Origin of the sequence: Streptomyces sp. NBC_00464 (assembly GCF_036013915.1) — a bacterium.
In the GTDB taxonomy this organism is placed as follows: Bacteria; Actinomycetota; Actinomycetes; order Streptomycetales; family Streptomycetaceae; genus Streptomyces.
Window position 1 is genome coordinate 69905 of the sequence record NZ_CP107901.1, and the last position, 19655, is coordinate 89559.

A 19655-nucleotide genomic window follows, 5' to 3' on the forward strand; every position below is an offset into this window, starting at 1 on the left:
CTCCAGGCTTTTGAACGTCACGGTCCGCGCCACCCGAGACGCAGCAACGCAATGGCCGCCTACGGTCCGCGGGCGACAACGTGCCGCGCGCGAAGCCTGCTCAGCCCACGACACACGACACGGTGGCTCGCGGGTGGCTGACTTTCGGCCCCTTGCTGCTTGTCCTTACCTGCCCCGTAGGGCGGGGAAGGTGAACGCTGGTGCCGGGCCGGGGCGTGGATGGTTGAGGGGTGGGGGCTGGTGTGGTAAACGCGCGCGTGTCTACTGAAAGAAGGGCATGGTGCCTCTGACCTGCTAAAACGCTGAGCTAAGGGGCAAAAAACCGCCCCTTAGGGGGCGAAAAATAGCCCCTTAGCTGATGCTCCGTCTGTGAGCTTTGGTGTAAGCCGGGTTGGCGGAGCGGCTGATTGTGACCCCACCTCAAAGGGAGTTATTCCGGAGCAGCGCTGAACCTGAGCGCCGCGCAGCGCTGCGTGCTCGACTGGACAGAGCGTCAGGGCGGCCTCTTCGCGTACATCACCATCTCGGTCGTGGACGCCGCGGCCGACATGGACCACGCGGAGTCCACCGTGTACGACGCGCTGGCCCGGCTCACAGCTCTCGGCCTGCTGGTGCGGGACGAGGCCGGCGGGTACCGCATCAACGCCCGGTACTTCTTCTCCGCCAACCCCGACCTACGCCGTCTGGTCGCGGCCGCGCTGGGCGACCCGCCGATCACCCCCGACGCCCGCGCCGTCGCTCCCCGGAAGGTCGGCAACACCGACTCCCGGCGACGGCGCTCGATCCGCTCGGTCTAGACGAGCCCTCGGCCGACATGGCCCGTCGTGGCAGTCTTCTCACGCTGTCTTGGTACCGCCGCCCTCGACGGTGTAGTTGCGTGGGCCAGGGCTCCCGGAGGCTTGCTTGGGCGCCGGGGGGCCCTGGCTGTCGTCCGGGCCCGCTGAGCTCGTCTCAGGCGACGGGTACGGGTTCCACGTCTGCGGACGCTGCAGCGGCCTCCTGTTCGGCACCGGGGCCGTCGTGTTGGCCCGTGTCGTGCAGCCGCGGTACCGGCAGCACACCGAAGGCGTCTGTGGTGACCGTGTCCGATCCCCACTTTGCCTTGAGGCGTTTCATGACCGCCCGGGTGACGGGCACCTCGATCACGTTGTGCAGCACATAGGCGAACGTCATGGTCGGGAATATCTTCAGGAATCTCCGGGAGACGAACACCCGCCCGACGCCTTGCCGGAGGGCGACCCAGGTGATGATGAAACCGCTGAGGACCACGAAGAAGGAGACGGCCTCATATCCGACCTTATTGAACACTCCCGAGGAAACACTCTGAGAGGCGGGATCGGAAAAGAGATTGTATTGCGTCACATGCGCCAGGAATATGCATAGCGCGGGAATGATGCGAACAGCGGCCAGAGAGTTGAGTGCGCCGCCCGGTTCGACCATCCAATTTTAGACATCCGCTGCCATATGTCACTCACCATCCTTAATTTCTACACCCTCCCAGTACTCTCGCGCAGCCCGCAAAATATTGGATCCCTGCCGGTAGCCGGATTCAGCGGCCTGTTTGCGATGCGAGGGGTCCAGTACGTTTCCACCGAAGCTCTTCACGGATTCCTCATCCGGCTCGACGATGAAGGCCCGCCCCAGAACAGGCTGTTCTTCGGGGATGACCTTTCCGCCCAGGTTGCTCGTCGGGCGCAGGACGATGACCCGTTCCCTGTCGCCGGCCAGATCGCAGTGCGTGGCGCTCATAATTCCTCCGTCAATGAACTCCTCGTTACCGACGCGGCCCATCGGCCATACGCCCGGAACCGCGCTGCTGGCCAGTACGGCGTCCGCGATTGATACGCCGTCATGCCGCATGAAGACTTTTCGGCCCAGGTCGGAGCCGGACACGGCAGGAATCTTCAGATCCCCATCAGGCCATTCGTCGGTCGCGATGCGTTCACGGATGGTCCGAGCTCGCTGCTCGAACTCCACCGTGCAGGTGCGCGCGAGATCGAACAGGCTCGCCAGGAACTCTTTCTCCCCTGCCGCCTGCTTGGAGATTCTTCCCACGGACTCTGCGAATGCATCGAACGAAATCTCTGCTGTGACCTCGAACGGCTGCCTCTCAGGGGTAAGGAGTTTATTGAACGCCTCGCGCAGGCCATTTTCCTGGAGGAGAACCACGGCCACCGAAGCCCCGCCCGACGTGCCGACCGCCGTATCTGCGGAGGATGCTTTCAGTCCACCTTCTTCCCACGCCGCGAGCACGCCGATCATCCATGCCATTCCACTGGCTCCGCCCCCGCCCAGCACGATGGCATTTCCTTCTCCGGGAATGTCATCCGTAATGTTAAAAGCCACAACAGAACCTTTCGATGGTGCGCTACTGGTATGTCCTTTCCGGGCGATGCATTGCGCATGAATGCGAAGCCCTGGTGAGGGTATCCCGGAGCGATTCACCATCCCGTACCCGAAGTGGCGAGGGTGCACTTTTATGGCAAGTTCGACTGGGAATTTTTCCGGTCATTGACCTGCCTGTGGATATCTCTTGGTGGCGGCTTTTCATGAGGGGTGAGGGACCCTGGCCGGTCGGTCGGATTTCAGCACGGCCGGAGGCTGGGCGAGCGGAACACCGAATTCACAGGTTCCACGCGGCGGAACTCTCGCCCGTACCACGCTGCCGAAACGGGGCAGCGACAGCCTGGCCAGTGCGGCCCGCAGTCGGTCGACGTCGATCCGGCCGTGGTTCAGGGCGCCGCACGTCGCTCCGCGCCCACGACGAGGCTCGGACAACAGCGCCAATTGCACAGGGGGCTTCACCGTACCGTCCGTACAGGAGCGTGACGCCTCCGCGCCCCCTTCCCTCCGGACGGCATCAGGCGTAGATGGGCAGGGCGCCCATCCGGTTGAGTCGGTTCCGGATCCGCTCCAGCTCCCGCCACAGGCGCCGGGGCCCGCTCGACTGACATCCTCCCCCTCCTGAAGGAGGGGGAGGATGTCAGTCGAGGCCTTCGACGATGCGGAAGTCGCGCTCGACGCCGTCAGCAAGTGCGGCCAGCGCCTCCTGGTAGGCCGCACTCGCATGTGCGGCGACCGCCTGTTCGAAGCTGTCGAACTCGATCAGAACGGTGCGCTCGGCGATTCCGGCGTCGTGTGCGACGACCCGGCCGCCGCGGACGAGCGGCCGCCCGCCCGCGGCCTTGACGGCTGGACCAGCCAGCTTGTTGTAGGCAGCCAGCTTCTCGGGGTCCGCAATGGTGCGGTAGGCGCTGACCCAATAGCCCTTGGCCACGGTTCCTCCTGTGTTCGGAATGGATGTTCAGAAGCATGGTCGGATCCATGGCCGGCGCGCTGTGGGTCAGCGAGCCGGCGGAGACGACGTCGAAGTCGGACGGCTTCGATCCTCAGGTTCCGGTTCGACTCGACCGGCCCAGGTCCGGCACACCGGCTGGGGCTGTGATCGGATCGGTCTCGGGTGAGCGTCGGAGGGCGAGGGCGAGGCCGGCCATCGTCGTGATCGCCATCGCGGCGACGCCGATCAGTGCCGCGGTCGTGTAGGCGTCGTCGTTCGGGAAGAGGCGGCCCGTGGCGGTGCCGGCGGCCAGGACCAGACCGCCGATGGCGCTGCCCAGCGAGTACCCGACGCTGCGGACGACGTAGTTGAAGCTCATGGCGCTCGACGTCTCGCTCTTGGGGGTGACGGCCAGGATGACGCCGGGCATGGCGGCCGAGAAGCTGCCGACGCCGAAGCCCAGCACGCCCATGGCCGCGAGCAGTTCGGCCAGGTTGGACCGGGCGGTGGCGAACAGGACGAACCCGCCGCCGACGATGGCGGCGCTGCCGGCCAGGAGCAGGGGGCCGTCGATCCGCTCGCGGACCAGCGGCGTGAGCTTGCCGGCGACGAACCCCAGCACGGAGAACGGGATGAGGACCAGCCCCGCCACGAAGGTGGTCAGTCCGAAGCCGTAGCCGGCGCTGTGCGGTGTCTGCGCGTAGCGGGTGATGAGCGTGAGCAGGAGGTACATGCCGATCCCGCCGACGAACATGGCGAAGTTCGCCCCGGCGACCGCCGGGTGCCGTACCGCCCGGACGTCGACCAGGGGCGTCTTGGTTCGCAGTTCGGAAACGGTCCATACGCTGAGCAGGAGTACGGCGGCGACGGCAAGGGTCACCGCCACGGCGAGGTGTCGGCTCCACAGGCTCCTCTCGCCGGCCAGGAACAGGACGAGGAGCAGTCCACCCGCCAGGACGAGCGCACCGGTCACGTTCACGTGAGCGGAGCGGCTTTCGGGAGCTGCGGGCATGGAGCGCCACGCGGTCACGAAGGCGATGGCGGTGACGAGCAGGCCGAGGCCGTAGGCGGCCCGCAGTCCGCCGAACTCGGCGAGCAGCGCGGCCAGCGGGTAGCCGACGCCGGCTCCGATGATGGAGACCACTGAGATCAGGGCGATCGTGGCCGCGCTGCGTTTCTCGGGAAGATGGTCGCGGGCCACGCCCATCATCAGCGCCGTGAGACCGAGTCCGACGCCTTGGGCCGCTCTGCCCACGAGCAGCCAGGCGAACGGCAGCGGCAGCACGGTGAGCGCGCCGCCGACGACGACGATCGCCAGGGTGGCGAGAATCGTGGCCCGCCGGTGCGGACCGGCTCCGAGCCGGCCGAGGACGGGTGTGGCGACGGCGCCGCTGAGCAGGGCGATGGTCAGCGTCCACTGCGCGCTGTCGAGGGAGACGTGGAACGTGGTCGCCACGCTGGTGATGAGCGGCGTCCCGAGGCTGGCGACCGCCGCCACGACCAAGGCGATGAATATCAGGGCGGGGACCAGCGGACGTGCCTCGGAAGGTATCGGGGCAGTGCTCATGGGCTGGTCATGAGGCTGGGCCGCGGTCACCGGTCCGACTCCTCTCGGGCGTGGCTCTCGAGCTCCGACAGCTACCAATCCACGCGATGCGGTGGCTTGTTTGGTACACCCAGGCGTACTTGCAGGTGGATGACGCGTCCCGACCACGCCTGAAGAACAGGATCGGACTTTTGCTGGCACCGGTGCCATGGTTCAGGGCGGCAGCGAGGCCGGCGCACATGGGGTTGCGACGCGACAGTCTCATCGCTTGGTTCCTTGCCGCTCTCACGTGACCGTTGGCGATTCCTACAGGCCATCCAGTCGCCTGGTCACTGTGTCGAGTGTCGGCCAAGGAGGACCCTCGCGCAGCAGGCGCAGGAATTCCTCTCCGTATCGCCGCCCATTCGGAAACTCGTCGCCAAGCTCCCAACGCCACGCGGCGACCATTGCGATAACGAGCTGCCGGCACTCGTCCAGCAGCCCGTGGTCAACGCTCGGGTAGTGCGCGCAGACCGCCTCGGGAACATGGGCGAGATCGAACTCGACGGGTCCACGGCAGCACGTCTCGAGGTCGATGAACAACGGGCCGTTCTTCGTGCTGAGCAGATTGCCCGGGTGCGGCTCGCCGTGGAGCAGTTGCTCCACGGCGCCGCGGTCGTCGATCGCTCGTCGCAGGCTTGCGAGCCTGCCGCCGAGGAACACGCGGTCCGTGTCGGTGAGCTCCGGCGAGCGATCCGGGTCGGCGACAACCTCTTCCGCCTCCGTGATCCGGTCCGTGAACCTCGGGCTCGGCACATCGATCTTGCGCATGCCGGCGTGCAGCTGCTCCAGCGCCTTGGCGTAGTCGACCGGTGAGGTGTGAGGTGTCACGGGCTCGTAGTAGGTCCACAGCGTCACTGCGAAGCCATCGCGCGTGTACACACGCGGGTCCGCCCGCGGCGCCAGGGGGCACATCGGACATCCGGCCTCGGTGAGCCGCTGAGCGAGATCGACTTCGAACTGTGCGACCTCTTGTCCCACGGGGGCGACCCGGGCAAAGACGTCGCACGGCGTCAGCCGCAGTGCCAGCTTGTTCGAGTTGTGGAGAACGACTGCATCGCTGGCCGGCAGGTCGAGCGATGCGGCGACCGAAGTCGCAGCCGCGATCGCACGCGTGACGTTGGTTATATCCACCCTCGAATCCTGGCATGGATGAGCGGGGGCGATACCGACCAGCGTGGCCTGGTGCCAACTGTCGTGACGCGGCACAGCCACTCCGGTCCGCCCGGGTCAGCCCGGGTCAGCCCGAGGACAACGCCGCTACTCGGCCGAGACGGGTGCTCCAGGTGGGCCTCAGAGTGCAGCCGACCCCGGCATCGGGAGCAGGCGGTCCACGGCATAGCTGCGGATGCGGGCCGCACCGTCCTCCAGTACGACGGTCCACGTCTGGTGGGCGTCGAAGCCCAGCCACTGGCTGTGCGAGGCCGGCGGGGTCCATACCCGGGTCTGCCAGTTGACGACGACTCGCACGTCCCGGACGTCGGCGCCCGCCCCGTCCGCCGCGCGCGGGCCGACCGTTGCCGAGCGCACCACGTGTACCTCGTCGAAGAAGCGGTGGGTGACCGTCCTGTACCAGTCGCGGAAGGCCTCGACGCCCTTCAAGGTGCCCTCGGGGAAGGACATGACGAGGCCGTCGGACACGACGTGGCGCACGAGTTCCTCGACGGGAGCGTGCTGGTCGAGCGCTTCGTACCACTCCATGACGAGCTGTTCCGTCATGGCCGTGGTGAGTTCCTGGGCCGCGATCGTGGGCATGGAGGACCACTTTCCTGGGACGGCGTTTGATGGGCCGCGACGGCCCGGGGGACGAAACCGTCGCGGCCCCCGCAGTCAAACCGTCGGCCGGGGTGGGCGGCAAGCGTGGTGGGGCGGGGCCCGTCTACTTGTTCGACTTGGAGGAGTCGCGCCGGCCCGGCCCGTGCGCGTACCGCTCGTGCGGCGGCTCTGGTCTTCTGGGAGCCGCGCCGCACCACCGCGGCCCGCGTGGCACGACCGTTCCCTGCGCACCCGTGCGCCGCAGGCTCCGACGCGGAAAGGGAGAGCCGGCGCGCGTGCCACCACCGGTCCGAGGAGCGCCCCGCATGGCAGCAGCAGCAGCCGACCGTCCGGGGCGCCTGGTGTCGCTGACCGGTCTGAGGTTCTGGGCCGCCGCCGCGGTCTTCGCCTTCCACGCCTCCTTCGAGGGTGTGTTCGCCGACGCGGGTGTGGGGGACGCCGTCGCGGGGCTGTTCAGCAAGGCGGGCTGGGCCGGTGTCTCCTTCTTCTTCGTCCTGAGCGGATTCGTACTCGCCTGGTCGGCCCGGCCGGACGACCCTGCGCGCCGCTTCGTCCGGCGGCGCCTCGCCAGGATCTATCCGGCCCACCTGGTCACCGCGCTTCTCGCCTTCGCCCTGCTCGCGGCGGCCGGTGGCGTCGCCGCGGGTGAGGTGATCCCCAATCTGCTGCTTCTGCAGGCCTGGTCGCCCCGGCTGGACGTCTTCATCAGCGGTAACCCGGTCAGCTGGTCCCTCTCGTGCGAGTTGCTGTTCTATCTGTGCTTCCCGCTGCTGTGGCGGTGGCTCTCGCGGGTGCGGCCCTCGCGGCTGTGGTGGTACGCCGGTTCGGTGACGGCCGCCGTCGTGGCCGTGCCGCTGGTCGCGGGGCTGCTGCCGGCCGAGCCGCTGGTGAGCATGCCGGACGGGACCACCGGGCTGTGGCAGTACTGGTTCGTGTACGTCCTGCCGCCGGTGCGCGCCCTGGAGTTCGTCCTGGGCATCCTGCTGGCCCGCCTCGTGCGTGAGGGCCTGTGGCGGGGCCCCGGGCCGGTGCCGGCAGCGGCCCTGACCGTCGTGGGCTGCGGCCTGGCCACGCGGCTTCCCTACCTCTACGGGCTGGTCGCCGCACTGGTCGTGCCGCTCGCCCTGCTGATCTGCGCAGTCGCCGTCCGCGACGTCGACGGGCGCGGGACCGCGCTCACCGGGCGGACCATGCGGTGGCTCGGTGAGACCTCGTTCGCCTTCTATCTGGTGCACCGGCTGGTCCTGACGTACGGACACCACGTGCTGGGCACCGGCCGGAGCTGGTCCACACCGGTGGCCGCGTTGTTGCTGCTCGTCGCGTTCGCCGTGTGCCTGCTGCTGGCCAGGCTCCTGTACGTCGCCGTGGAACGGCCGTTCACCCGGCTCCTCGGCCCGCGTCCGATACCGACCCGCCTCGCGAACGGAGACCTCACATGCCCCTCACGATCGACGTCTGGTTCGACTACATCTGCCCCTTCTCCGTGATGGCCCGCAAGATCATCACGGAGACCGTCGGGGACGAGGACGTCCACGTCCGCTGGCGCCCCTACGAGCTCCACCCGGAGGGCATACCGGCCACCGGCAAGAAGGACTACCCCGACGGTGTGTGGGAGAACTCCGTGCTGCCCATGGGGGAGCGGTTCGGCATCGCCTTCCGGGCGGATCCGCCCTCTCCTCTCCCGCACACCGGACGGGCCCTGCGGGGCTTCGACTTCGCGCAGCGCCACGGCGCCGGTCTCGCCTATAACGACCGTCTCTTCGAGGCGCACCTCGGGGAGCACCGTGACATCGGGGACCCGGCCGTCCTGGCCGCGCTCGTCGGCGAGATCGGGCTGGACGCCGAAGCGTTCGACGCGCAGCTCGCCTCGGCCGCCGACCTGGACCGCTACCGCCAGGAACAGCGCGAGGCCGCCGCCATCCATCGCATCCATACCGTGCCGACGGTGACCGTGGGGCCGTGGCGCACCGAAGGCGTACCCGACGCGGGCCGCCTGGCGCGGGCCCTCGACTTCCTGAGCAGCCGCGCCGCCACGCAGGCCCGCTCCGCCGCGCATGCCCGCCCCGCCGCACCGCACGCCCGCGCCGCCTGAACGGCCCATCCCCGCGAACGAACGGATGCAAGGAGTCCGCCCATGACAGCCGATGCCGATACCCTCCTGGGCCGTGCCGTGGACGGCCTCGACGCCGTCCGTCTGGAACACCTTCTGACGGCCGGCGCCGACCCCCACACCAAGGACCGGCTGGGCCGGCCTCCCCTGAACCGGGCAGCGGCACGCGGCTGGGCGGCCGGAGTGGAGCTGCTCCTCCGTGCCGGCGCCGACCCGCACCTCCTGGACACCCGCATGGGCGCCTCGGCCCTGCACGGAGCCGCCCAGTGCGGTGCGACCGACGTCATCGGCCTGCTGCTCGACCACGGCGCGTTCGTGGACCAGCAGGCCCCGACCCACGGCCACACCCCGCTCATCGACGCGGTCTGGCACAAGCGGGCACCCGCCGTGGTCCTCCTGCTGAGCCGCGGGGCCAACCCGGACATCGCGGCCCACGGCGGCTACCGGGCCGACGAACTCGGCCCCCTGGCATGCGACGAGGACCAGCAGACCTACGTACGCCTGATCGCCAGGGCCCGGGGGGCCCGTGCCCTGGCCCAGTCCGGCCCTCTGCACGACGCGGCCCGAACCGGCGGCCAGGAGGCCGTCGCGCGGGCGCTGGATGCCGGGCACGACGTGGACACCAGGGCGCCGGACGGCCACACCCCGCTACTGGACGCGGCACGCGAGGGACACGACGCGGTGGTACGGACCCTCCTGGACCGGGGCGCCGACGCGAGCCTCACCGATCACCTCATGAAAGCCACCGCCGCGCACAAGGCCGCGTACAACGGGCGCGCCGACGTCCTCGCGACCCTGGTGCGCGATTCGCGCCTCGTCCTGGATGCGCAGGGTCCGTACAACGGTTTCACCGCCCTGCACGACGCGGTCTGGCACGGGCATCTGGCCTCGGTCCGCGTCCTGCTCGCCGCGGGCGCGCGCACCGATGTGCGGGGCCGGGACGGCCGTACGCCCCGGGAGATGGCGCTCGACTACGGATACGCGGAGATCGCCGCACTGCTCAGCCCGGCCGGGCAGGCCCCGCGCGACCGGGCAGCGGCCCCGCCGGGACGGGTGCTCAGGGGCGGGCCTCCAGGCTGAGGAGGTGGCGCTTCGCCTCGACGCCGCCCGCGTAGCCGGTGAGCGCTCCCGTCGATCCCACGATGCGGTGACAGGGCAGCACCACGCACAGGGGGTTCGAGCCGAGGGCGGTGCCCACGGCTCTGGCGGCGCGCGGCCGGTTCAGCGCTTCGGCGAGCGCGCCGTAGGTCGCCGTCCGCCCGTACGGGACGAACGCGTCCAGCGCCGACACCGTCTCCCGGCTGAACGGGGTGGCCAGCCGCAGGTCCAGAGGCAGGTCGAACGAGCGCAGCCGCCCGGCGAGATAGGCATCGAGCTGGGCGGCCGCGTCGTCGAGTACGGCCGGGTGCCGGGGGCCGGTACCGGGCGATGCGGCCTCGCGCAGGCCCCCGCGCGCCAGCCGGTCCCGCACGTCGTCCGCCGGCTGGAACCCGCAGTAGACGAGAGCGTCCGCGGTGGCGGCGATGCGCAGGTCACCGAGAGGGGTCGGCAGGACGGTGAGCGACACGTCCGTCGTGCCGGTCCTGGTGGCTGTGGGGGCGGCGCTGTCGGGCATGGGTGTGGTTCTCCGTATGCAGTAGGTCCGGTTCAGACGGTCAGCGGGCGGCAGCTCTTGCACGCCCGGTAGCCCGCCCTGCGGGCGTCCCTGGCGGTGTGGAAGGGGACGCGGTGCGCCGGGGTGATCCGTCGTGCGTGCGCGCAGGTGGGATGGCAGTAGATGTGGGTGGTGTCGCTGCCCAGGAGCGTCGAGCCGCCCTGTGCCCACTGCCGCACCGCGACCATGTCGATGCCCTCGGCGCCGCGCAGCGCGTCACCGACCTCCCGTACATAGGCGGCGTCGCACGGCGTGCCGTTGTCGTCGGTCGCCCGGTGGCACGGGATCAGCACCGTCACCGGGTTCCTGGCGAGGAAGCCGACGACCGTTTCGGCGCCCAGCTCCAGGGGCAGGGCGGCCTCCCGGGCGATCCAGGTGACGGGCCGCAACTGACCCGGAGGGATCGCGCGTACCGCCTCCAGCACCGCGCGCTCGCCCACGGGAAGGCCCGACAGGTCGATCGGCACCTGCCGGGTGCGGCCGGTGCGCAGCGCCGGCCGCAGGCCGGTCAGCGGCTTGCCGCCGGGGATCGCCGAGCGGCCCGCACGGCGCCGGTGCAGTTCCTCGAACCGCTCCCTCGTCAGACGCCCCTCCTCCCGAGTGCCCGATTCCAGGGCCGAGCCCGTGACGGCTTCGGGGCCGAACGCCACGAACAGGCCGCCCGCGGCCGTCTCCAGGCGTACGTAGGTGTCGTACCGGTCCTGCGAGATTCCCGCCCGTTGCAGGACCCGCAGCGCGAAGTCCTCCGGAGTGACCGGTTCGCCCAGGCCCAGTCCGGCCAGCCCGGACTCCAGGCTGCAGGCCGAGGAGAGGATCCCCTCGTCGTCCTGCTTCACATCGCCACCTCCTTCCGCACCGCTTCCCGTGGTTCGAGCAGTCGCCGCAGGTTGCCCAGGCCCCGTGAAACCTGCGCCTTGGCCGTACCCACCGGGCACCCCTGCACCTGCGCCACCTCCGCGTAGCTCATGCCCATCACATGCCGCAGGACCACGGGTACCCGGTGTATCTCCGGCAGTTCGGACAGCGCCGCGACCAGCCGGTCACGGTCCTCCGCAGTCGAGGCCCGCTCCTCGGGCCCGGGCCTCCCGTCGCTCCACATATCTTCCGCGTCCTCCACTCGCATGGCCGACACCGGTCGCCGCATGCTGGTGCGCACATGGTTGCGCCACACGTTCGCCGCGATCGTCAGCAGCCAGGCGCGCGGCCGCAGCTCCCGCCGGCGCGCGCCGGAGTAGCCCTGCAGCGCCGTGTAGGCGCGCAGGAACGTGTCCTGTCCCAGGTCGTCCGCCTCGGCGGCGGAACCGGTCACCCGCAACAGGAAGAGGTGAACCGCCCTCGCGTGGACCCGGACCAGCTCGGTGAAGCCGCCGTCCAGATCCCGCGCGAGCAGTTCTGTCAGCTGCTCGGCCTCGTCTTCCATCACTGAGGAAACACCGTCCCGATGAATAGGGTTGCCGGAGAGACGAATTCCCCGCCGGTGAGCGGACGTGCGGCGCTCACTTCGTCCGGGCAGGAACCGTCGGAGCGTCCAGCACGGGGTCGCCGGAGCTGATGGCCTCGTACAGGCGCTGCATACGCGGGGTCGGCTCGATGCCCAGGGCGTCCCTCAGCATGCGGCTCAGCCCGTGGTGGACGGCGAGCGCCCGGGTCCGCTCGCCGGACCGGTGCAGCGCGAGCATGTACTGGGCGTGGATGTTCTCGTGCGTGGGGTGCAGTACGGCCAGAGCACCCAGCTCGTCGCGGAGTTCACGGTGCCGGCCGAGCCGCAGGTCCGCCTCGATGCGGCGTTCCAGCACGCATTTGCGGGTCTCTTCCAGCTCGACGAGATGGGTGGTGCTGAGCGGACCTGTCTGTACGTCCACGAGCGCGGGTCCGCGCCACAGGGCGAGGGCTCCGGAGAACTGCTCGGAGGCCTCCTCGAAGTCGCCCTTCGTCGCGGCCTCCTGGCCGCGCCGGGTCAGGGACTCGAAGCGGAAGCGGTCGAACGCGTGGAGGGGGATCTTCAGCTGGTAGCCGTGATTCCGGGTGACCAGGGACTGGGTCCGGTCATTCGCCGGAGAGGTACCGCGCAGAGCCTGTCTTACTTGCAGTACGTAGGTCTGCAGTGTGGACATCGAACTTTTCGGGGGGCTGGAGTCCCAGAGCTCTTTTATGCATTCGCTGGCCCGGACCATCTGATTTGCGTTGAGCATCAGGAATGCGAGCAGCTGGCGTGGCTTCGGTGCGCCCGGCGCCAGGTTGACCCCGTTGCTGAACAGCGACAATGGCCCCAGTACGCCCATTTCCATTGCCTTCTCCATGTTTTCGAAGACGTCTGTTCCATTGGGGTACAACGGTATGCGTAAGGTTTCGGGCCGGTCAATTTTATTGCAATTAATTATCGAGGTGATAAGCGTTGCTTTTCATGCTGCGGGCCCCCGCCGTGAGGCGGGGGCCCGCAGCATGTGGGGTATATGGATGATCAGCAGTGGTGGTGGATGGGCCTACGGGGAATCAGCTGACACGCAGGCTTCTCGAACCCTGTACGGCGCGATGGATGTCGAGCGCCGCGGTGGACCGGTTGAGGGTGATGTAGTGCAGCCCGGGAGCGCCCTCGTCGAGGAGCCGGCCGGCCATGGCGGTGGCGTGGTCGACCCCGATCCGGTAGGCGGCCGAAGGCTGGTCACGCGCGGCCTCCAGACGGTGGGCGAGGTCTTCGGGGAAGGTGGCGTTGCTCAGCTCCGCGAACCGGCGGATCTGCCGCACATCGGTGGCGGGCATGATCTCCGGAATGATCGGGGTGTCGCAGCCGGCGCCCGCGATCCGGTCACGCAGCCGCAGATAGTGCTCGACGTCGAAGAACATCTGGGTGATGGCGTAGTCCGCCCCCGCCCGGCACTTGTCCACGAAGTGCCGGACGTCGCTCTCCCAGTCGGGGGAGCGGGGGTGCCGCTCGGGGAAGGCGGCGACCCCGACACTGAAGTCGCCCATCTCCTTGACCAGCGAGACCAGTTCATGGGCGTGCCGGAAGCCCCGCGGATGGGGGACCCAGGCGGTGGCCGGGTCGCCGGGCGGATCACCCCGCAGGACGAGGACGTCCCGGACGCCGGCGTCCGCGTACTGCCCGATCATGTTGCGCAGTTCGGCGACCGAGTGGCCTACGGCGGTGAGGTGGGCGACCGGTCGCAGGGTCGTGTGCGCCGCGATGCGCCCGACGGCGGCGATCGTACGGTCGCGGGAGGACCCGCCGGCTCCGTACGTCACCGACACGAAGGTCGGGCTGACGGCCTCGACCCGGCGGACGGCGTCCCACAGCGTGCGCTCGCCCGCCTCGGTCTTCGGGGGGAAGAACTCGAAGGAGTACGAGCGCTCGCCGCGGGCGAGGATGTCGTTCAGGCCGTCGTCCGGCCGTGCCGGCCGCACGGTGGGCGCTGCCTTCGGGGCCGGCGTGCTCACGCGGACACACCCGTCAGGCGCGGTTCGATCTCACGGGCCGCCTCCGGGCCGTACGTGGTCCCGATCCGGTGCAGGAGATCGGGTACGGAGAGCTTGTACTCCTGGGTGCCCACCGATTCGAGCACCGTGGTGGCCAGCGCGCAGCCGAGCTGGGCGGCACGTTCGTAGGACCAGTCCCAGGCCGTGCCCGCCAGGAAACCGGCACGGAAGGCGTCGCCGACGCCCGTGGGGTCGACCGGATCCGTGGTGGGGACGGCGGGGATCCGCACCACCGGGCGGCCCGCACGGGCGATGACGACGCCGTCCGGTCCCAGGGTGGTGATCCAGGTGCCGACCCGCTCCAGGACACCCTCCTTGGACCAGCCGCTCTGCTTCTGGAGCAGGGCGGCCTCGTAGGCGTTGGTGAACAGGAAACGCGCCCCGTCCACGAGCCGACGGGTCTCCTGCCCGTCCAGACGGGCGAGCTGCTGGGAGGGGTCGGCCGCGAAGTCGATCCCCAGCCGGCGGCACTCGTCGGTGTGATGGCGCATCGCCTCCGGGTCGTTGGGCGCGACGACCACCAGATCGAGACCACCGACACGGCGGGCCGTCGCCGCCAGGGTGATCTCCTTGGCCTCGGCCATCGCGCCCGCGTAGAAGGTGGCGATCTGGTTCTGGTCGGCGTCCGTCGTGCACACGAAGCGCGCGGTGTGCAGGGACTCGCTCACATGGACCAGTTCGGTGTCCACGCCGTTGTCGTGCAGCCAGGCGCGGTAGTCGGCGAAATCACCGCCGACCGATCCCGCCAGCACCGGACCGAGGCCGAGCCGGCCCAGTCCCACGGCGATGTTCGCGGCGACCCCGCCCCGGCGGATCTCCAGCGAGTCGGCCAGGAAGGACAGCGAGACCTTGTCGAGCTGCTCGGCGATCAGCTGGTCGGTGAACCGTCCGGGGAAGACCATCAGATGGTCGGTGGCGATGGAACCGGTCACGGCGATGCGCACGGCGTAATCTCCTTGGGCCTTGCGGTTCAGTGGGGAGCGGGACGAGCAGGCGGTCAGCCGGGGATCAGGCCCGCGGCCTCGCGCAGGGCCTGGGCGCGGTCGGTGCGCTCCCAGGTGAAGCCGGGGAGTTCGCGGCCGAAGTGGCCGTAGGCAGCGGTCTGGGCGTAGATCGGGCGGAGCAGGTCGAGGTCGCGGATGATCGCGGCCGGGCGGAGGTCGAAGACCTCACCGATCGCGTGCTCGATCCTCTCCGTGCCGATCGTGGCGGTACCGAAGGTCTCGACGAACAGACCGACGGGCTCCGCCTTGCCGATCGCGTACGCCACCTGGACCTCGCAGCGGGCGGCCAGCCCGGCCGCGACGACGTTCTTCGCGACCCACCGCATCGCGTACGCGGCGGAACGGTCGACCTTGGAGGGGTCCTTGCCGGAGAAGGCGCCGCCGCCGTGCCGGGCCATGCCGCCGTACGTATCAATGATGATCTTGCGACCGGTGAGGCCGGCGTCACCCATCGGGCCGCCGGTCTCGAAGCGGCCGGTCGGGTTCACCAGGAGCCGGTAGCCCTCGGTGTCCAGCTTGATGCCGTCCTCGGAGAGCCGGGCCAGGACGTGCTCGACGACGAACTCCCGGATGTCGGGGGTCAGGAGCGAGTCCAGGTCGATGTCGGCCGCGTGCTGGGTGGAGACGACGACCGTGTCCAGACGGACCGGCCGCGCGCCGTCGTACTCGATGGTGACCTGGGTCTTGCCGTCGGGGCGCAGGTAGGGCACGACGCCGTCCTTGCGGACGTCGGTCAGCCGGCGCGCCAGCCGGTGGGCGAGATGGATCGGCAGCGGCATCAGCTCGGGCGTCTCGTCGCAGGCGTAACCGAACATGAGGCCCTGGTCGCCCGCGCCCTGCTGGTCGAGCTCATCGCCTTCGCCCCCGACCCGCTTCTCGTACGCGGTGTCGACGCCCTGCGCGATGTCCGGGGACTGGGCGCCGATGGACACCGAGACGCCGCAGGAAGCACCGTCGAAACCCTTGCTGGAGGAGTCGTAGCCGATCTCCAGGACCTTCTGCCGGACCAGGGCGGCGATGTCGGCGTACGCGGTGGTGGTGACCTCGCCGGCCACATGCACCTGGCCGGTGGTGACCAGGCATTCGACCGCCACGCGGGAGGCCGGGTCCTGGGTGAGCAGCGCGTCGAGGATCGTGTCGCTGATCTGGTCGGCGATCTTGTCGGGGTGACCTTCGGTCACGGATTCCGAGGTGAACAGACGGGAGGACAAGGCGACTCCTGGGTCGGGGACGGACGGGTGGGCGGGAGGACGGCGGGCTGCGGCGGAGCCGCGGTGCACGGTCATGGCAGCCGTCCGCCCGGCCGCCGCAGCGCCCGGTCGACCAGCGGACCGGCCGCCCCGGTGTAGCCGGCCGGGTCCAGCAGGACCGCCAGCTCCCCGGCGTCGAGGTGCCGGGCGATCTCGGGGAGCGCGGCAAGTACCTGGGCCAGCGGCCGGCCGGTGCGCCGGGCGGTCGTGGACGCCTGCGACAGCACGTCCCTGGCCGGGCCCCGGCCCAGGTGCGGCGCCAGTACCGCGGCGACGCGTTCGGACACCACCTGGCTCCGGGTCATGCCGAGGTTGGCGCGCATGCGTTCCGGCCCGACGACGAGTCCTTCGGCGAGCTCGACGGCCGTGTGGGCCGCCCCTCCGGCCAGCCGCAGACACTCGCGCAGCAGCTGCCATTCGGCGTGCCAGGCGCCCGCCGACCGTTCGTCCTCCGCGAGCATGCACCCGGCCAGTCCGGCGGACAGCGCGGGGACCTGGAGGGCGGCGCTGCGGATCATCGTGGCGAGGACCGGGTTGCTCTTGTGCGGCATGGCCGAGGAACCGCCGCGGCCCTCGACGGCCGGTTCGCTCACCTCGCCGACCTCCGTACGGCACAGCGACTGCACATCGACGGCGATCTTGCCGAGCGCACCCGTGGTGAAGGCGAGCACCGCGGCCAGATCGGCGATCGGTGTACGCAGGGAATGCCACGGCACCCGCTGCGGGGCCAGCCCCGTCTCCGCCGCGAAGGCACTGTTGAGGGCGTCGGGGTACGTGCCGTCGTCGGTCGTGGCAGGTGCACGGTCCATCGCGCCGGGATGTGTGCCGTCGTCAGTGGCGGCTCCCGCGTCGATCGCCGCGTACTCCAGATAGCCGGCCAGGGTGCCCGCCGCACCGCCGAGCGATACGGGAAGCCCCGTCTCCAGGACGCGGGCCACCCGGTCGGCCGCGTCCAGCACCAGATCGCGCCAGCCGGCGGCCTTGAGCCCGAAGGTGGTCGGTACGGCGTGCAGCGCCAGGGTCCGGCCGGCCATGGGGGTGTCGCGGTGCTCGGCGGCCAGGGCGCGCAGCGCCTCGGCCGTGCGCCGCAGATCGGCCAGGACCAGGCGCAGCACCCGGGCGGACACCAGCATCGCGCCGGTGTCGAGGACGTCCTGGCTGGTGGAGCCGCGGTGCACGTACTCGGCGGCGGCCGGGTCCTTCCGCGCCACCAGCAGGGCCAGCGCACGCACCAGCCCCACAACGGGATTCGCCGTCTCGCGGGCGGCCAGTGCCAGCGCCCGCACATCGAACAGATCGGCGCGGGCGGCTTCGGTGATGATGCGCGCCGCACCCCGTGGCACGGTGCCGAGCGCCGCCTGCGCGCGGGCCAGAGCCGCCTCGGCGTCCAGCATGGCCTGCAGCCAGGCCCGGTCGTCCACCGCCTCCTCGGCGGGGGTCCCGGCGCGCACCGGCGAGAGCAGACCGGCGTCGGGGCCGGGGCCCGGGGCCGCCGTCATGCCATCACTTCGGTGAAGTCGCTGTCCGGCGCATCCGGCGCGGGCGCGGAGGCCGGGGCGGGGTCCAGGCTCAGCACCGTCCGTGCCAGGGCGTCCGAGTCGCCCAGCGTCACCGAGTTGACGCCCGGCCGGATTCCGGCCGCGGTCACCCAGTGGACGGCCTCGGTGGGGACGCCGTACGCGAACCGGCGCGGATGGGCGCGGCCTTCCGCGTCCACCAGACGGTACGGACGTTCGGTGACCGCCAGGCCGCCGGTCTCGTAACTCGTGCCGCAGGTGCCGTCGATGCGGTAGGCGCGGGCCTGTCCGGAGGCCAGCAGGTGGGTCAGCAGCGGGTCGGCGGTGCGTCGTATGTCCGGTTCGGGCAGCCGGGCCTCGACCAGTACGGAGGTACGCACCGGCTCCCCGCCCACCCGGTCCGAGGTGGCCTCGAAGAACGCGGCCCCGTCCTCCTCGGCGATGCGCACGCTCATTCCCGGCCCGAGCACCTCCAGGACCCCCGCCCGCAGCAGCGCGATCATCTCCTCGATGCGCGAGGCGGGCGGGCCGATCGACAGGAAGGCGTTGAGCGGCGTGTACCAGCCCTGCAGATCGTCCCGGTAGGAGTTGCCCTCCAGACGGCCGTGGTCGACCGCGAGCCGTATCTCGTTGCGCAGGTCGCGCAGGACGTCCAGGGCGGCTTTCACGGGTCCGCTCACGTTGCCCGCACGGGCGTCGTGCACGTCCTTCGCCAGATACCCGAGCAGCCAGTCCCGGAAGTCGGCCGGGCCGGCGAAGACCCGGGCGCCGTAGGGGCGCGAGATCTTCTCCCAGTCCCAGCGCTCGCCGGGGGCGATGGCGTACTCGTCGAGCAGACGCTGCTCGGCCGCGCCCGCGGGGGCGGCCAGATAGCGGCCGGTGAACTCCTCGCTCCTCGTCTGCCCGTCACGGGCTGTCAGCACCGTGCCGTAGTAGACGCTCTCCACCTCTTTGGCGATCAACGGCCACAGGTCGCTGCCGAAGTGCAGACGCTCACCGTCCAGGGCGCGCCGGTGCAGCACGGCGACCGCCTCGGGGGTGAGGAGTGCGGGCAGATGGCGCCCGGTCGCACCCTTCTGGTTCTCGCCCCGCGCGTGGTACGGAATCCCGCGCCGTGACCCCGCGTACAGCCGCGGCTCACGGCCCGACGGCCGGTAGACCAGGCCGTCGCCGACCCGTTCGAAGCGGCCGCCGCGCCCGAGGGTGAGCAGTGCCATGTGATCGAAGAAGTTCAGCCCGAGCCCGCGCAGCAGCACGCCCTGGCCCGGCCGGACGGCGGACAGGTCCACATCCGCGGGGTTGGCCGGCAGGACATGGAGCAGTCCGTGGGCCCGCGACTCCCCGGCGAGGCGCTCCTCGTCGGGCGACGTGGCGGCGGGCACATGCCCCTGGGCGAGCACCACCGCGTCCAGACCGGTGATCCGGGTGCCGTCCGCGAGCGTGAGGACCTGGGGACCGCTGCCCGCTTCTGCTGCCGGGCCGGCCGGGGCGTCGTCCAGGGCGACGGCGCGGGACCGGTGCTCCACGACGGTGACGTGGGCGGGCGCCCGGGAGACCGTCGTGGCGAAGACCTCCTCCAGGTACCGGCCGTACAGCGCCCGGCTGGGATACGAGTCGGGGCCCAGAGCGGCCGCCTCGGCACGAAAGCGGCCGCCGGGGTCGGCCGCGGTCGTCGCCGGATTCCCGGTGAGGCAGCGCGACTTGGCCCACTCGTACAGGCTCGGCCCGTCCTCGATGGGGCCGTTCATCACCACGCTGCCGTCGGTGTACACGGTGACCTGCGAGGCGACGGTGTTCATCAGCAGATGTGGTGACTGGCCGGTCCGCCAGACCTGGCCGGGACCGGGGCGGGCGACGTCCACGACATGGACCGTCACCGCCGGGTGGGAGGCGGACTTCCGCTCGTTGGCACAGATTCTCTCCAGCACGGACAGACCGCGGGGCCCTGCCCCGACGATGCAGACCGTAAGGTCCCCGCTGCTCATCCGGATGCTCCGATACGTCTCGA

19 protein-coding genes are annotated in these 19655 nt (G+C 70.4%); 4 read left to right on the forward strand and 15 right to left on the reverse strand.

Translation table 11 applies throughout. The annotated features are described in order from the left end of the window. Positions 1 to 473 precede the first annotated feature (473 nt). Complete coding sequence (locus tag OG912_RS39325) at positions 474 to 797, forward strand: MarR family transcriptional regulator (RefSeq protein ID WP_327713818.1); 324 nt, start codon at positions 474 to 476, stop codon at positions 795 to 797. 154 nt (positions 798 to 951) lie between these two features. On the opposite strand, the gene OG912_RS39330 is transcribed toward OG912_RS39325, so the two are convergent. From OG912_RS39330 to OG912_RS39360, 6 genes are all read right to left on the reverse strand, one after another. Then, on the reverse strand, positions 952 to 1440 hold the full coding sequence (locus OG912_RS39330) for a hypothetical protein (protein WP_327713819.1): 489 nt from the start codon (positions 1438 to 1440) through the stop codon (positions 952 to 954). A 27-nt stretch (positions 1441 to 1467) separates the two neighbouring features. After that, a complete protein-coding gene (locus tag OG912_RS39335) occupies positions 1468 to 2346 on the reverse strand; it encodes a patatin-like phospholipase family protein (RefSeq protein WP_327713820.1) in 879 nt (292 codons plus the stop codon). A gap of 637 nt (positions 2347 to 2983) precedes the next feature. Beyond that, positions 2984 to 3277, reverse strand: coding sequence for a DUF1330 domain-containing protein (locus tag OG912_RS39345; RefSeq protein ID WP_326740990.1), 294 nt, complete (start codon positions 3275 to 3277; stop codon positions 2984 to 2986). Between the two features lie 112 nt (positions 3278 to 3389). After that, complete coding sequence (locus tag OG912_RS39350) at positions 3390 to 4844, reverse strand: MFS transporter (RefSeq protein ID WP_327713821.1); 1455 nt, start codon at positions 4842 to 4844, stop codon at positions 3390 to 3392. 285 nt (positions 4845 to 5129) lie between these two features. Further along, positions 5130 to 5996 carry an aminoglycoside phosphotransferase family protein gene (locus OG912_RS39355; RefSeq protein WP_327713822.1) on the reverse strand — a complete coding sequence of 289 codons (867 nt, stop codon included), beginning with the start codon at positions 5994 to 5996 and terminating at the stop codon, positions 5130 to 5132. A 159-nt stretch (positions 5997 to 6155) separates the two neighbouring features. Next, entirely contained in the window at positions 6156 to 6617 is a 462-nt protein-coding gene (locus OG912_RS39360) for a nuclear transport factor 2 family protein (RefSeq protein ID WP_327713823.1), read from the reverse strand. Between the two features lie 326 nt (positions 6618 to 6943). On the opposite strand from OG912_RS39360, the gene OG912_RS39365 reads away from it, so the two are divergent. From OG912_RS39365 to OG912_RS39375, 3 genes are read left to right on the forward strand one after another with little or no spacing between them, the layout of a single operon-like run. Continuing rightward, entirely contained in the window at positions 6944 to 8125 is a 1182-nt protein-coding gene (locus tag OG912_RS39365) for an acyltransferase family protein (RefSeq protein ID WP_327713824.1), read from the forward strand. Further along, entirely contained in the window at positions 8074 to 8730 is a 657-nt protein-coding gene (locus OG912_RS39370; RefSeq protein ID WP_327713825.1) for a DsbA family oxidoreductase, read from the forward strand. Before OG912_RS39365 ends, OG912_RS39370 begins: the two co-directional genes overlap by 52 nt. Before the next feature lie 42 nt (positions 8731 to 8772). Then, the gene (locus OG912_RS39375) at positions 8773 to 9828 is read left to right on the forward strand and encodes an ankyrin repeat domain-containing protein (protein ID WP_327713826.1); all 1056 of its coding nucleotides are present in this window, start codon (positions 8773 to 8775) and stop codon (positions 9826 to 9828) included. Here the strand turns inward: OG912_RS39375 and OG912_RS39380 are convergent. The 9 genes from OG912_RS39380 to OG912_RS39420 form a co-directional block, all read right to left on the reverse strand. Next, positions 9806 to 10363: a methylated-DNA--[protein]-cysteine S-methyltransferase gene (locus OG912_RS39380; RefSeq protein ID WP_327713827.1), complete on the reverse strand. Its 558-nt coding sequence runs from the start codon at positions 10361 to 10363 to the stop codon at positions 9806 to 9808. The two genes, OG912_RS39375 and OG912_RS39380, sit on opposite strands and share 23 nt — an antisense overlap. 32 nt (positions 10364 to 10395) lie before the next feature. Continuing rightward, a complete protein-coding gene (locus tag OG912_RS39385) occupies positions 10396 to 11238 on the reverse strand; it encodes an Ada metal-binding domain-containing protein (RefSeq protein ID WP_327713828.1) in 843 nt (280 codons plus the stop codon). Next, positions 11235 to 11822, reverse strand: coding sequence for an RNA polymerase sigma factor (locus tag OG912_RS39390; RefSeq protein ID WP_326740981.1), 588 nt, complete (start codon positions 11820 to 11822; stop codon positions 11235 to 11237). The genes OG912_RS39385 and OG912_RS39390 overlap by 4 nt, the downstream gene beginning before the upstream one ends. Before the next feature lie 76 nt (positions 11823 to 11898). Next, entirely contained in the window at positions 11899 to 12702 is an 804-nt protein-coding gene (locus OG912_RS39395; protein ID WP_327713829.1) for an AfsR/SARP family transcriptional regulator, read from the reverse strand. A 193-nt stretch (positions 12703 to 12895) separates the two neighbouring features. Continuing rightward, positions 12896 to 13804, reverse strand: a complete 909-nt coding sequence (metF, locus tag OG912_RS39400; protein ID WP_443061129.1) for a methylenetetrahydrofolate reductase [NAD(P)H] — start codon at positions 13802 to 13804, stop codon at positions 12896 to 12898. Between the two features lie 29 nt (positions 13805 to 13833). After that, positions 13834 to 14820: a carbohydrate kinase family protein gene (locus OG912_RS39405; protein WP_327713830.1), complete on the reverse strand. Its 987-nt coding sequence runs from the start codon at positions 14818 to 14820 to the stop codon at positions 13834 to 13836. Between the two features lie 53 nt (positions 14821 to 14873). Next, entirely contained in the window at positions 14874 to 16091 is a 1218-nt protein-coding gene (gene metK, locus OG912_RS39410) for a methionine adenosyltransferase (RefSeq protein ID WP_327713831.1), read from the reverse strand. 71 nt (positions 16092 to 16162) lie between these two features. Further along, positions 16163 to 17629: a class-II fumarase/aspartase family protein gene (locus OG912_RS39415; RefSeq protein WP_327713832.1), complete on the reverse strand. Its 1467-nt coding sequence runs from the start codon at positions 17627 to 17629 to the stop codon at positions 16163 to 16165. Beyond that, positions 17626 to 19632, reverse strand: a complete 2007-nt coding sequence (locus OG912_RS39420) for an FAD/NAD(P)-binding protein (RefSeq protein WP_327713833.1) — start codon at positions 19630 to 19632, stop codon at positions 17626 to 17628. Before OG912_RS39420 ends, OG912_RS39415 begins: the two co-directional genes overlap by 4 nt. Between the last annotated feature and the right edge of the window lie 23 nt (positions 19633 to 19655).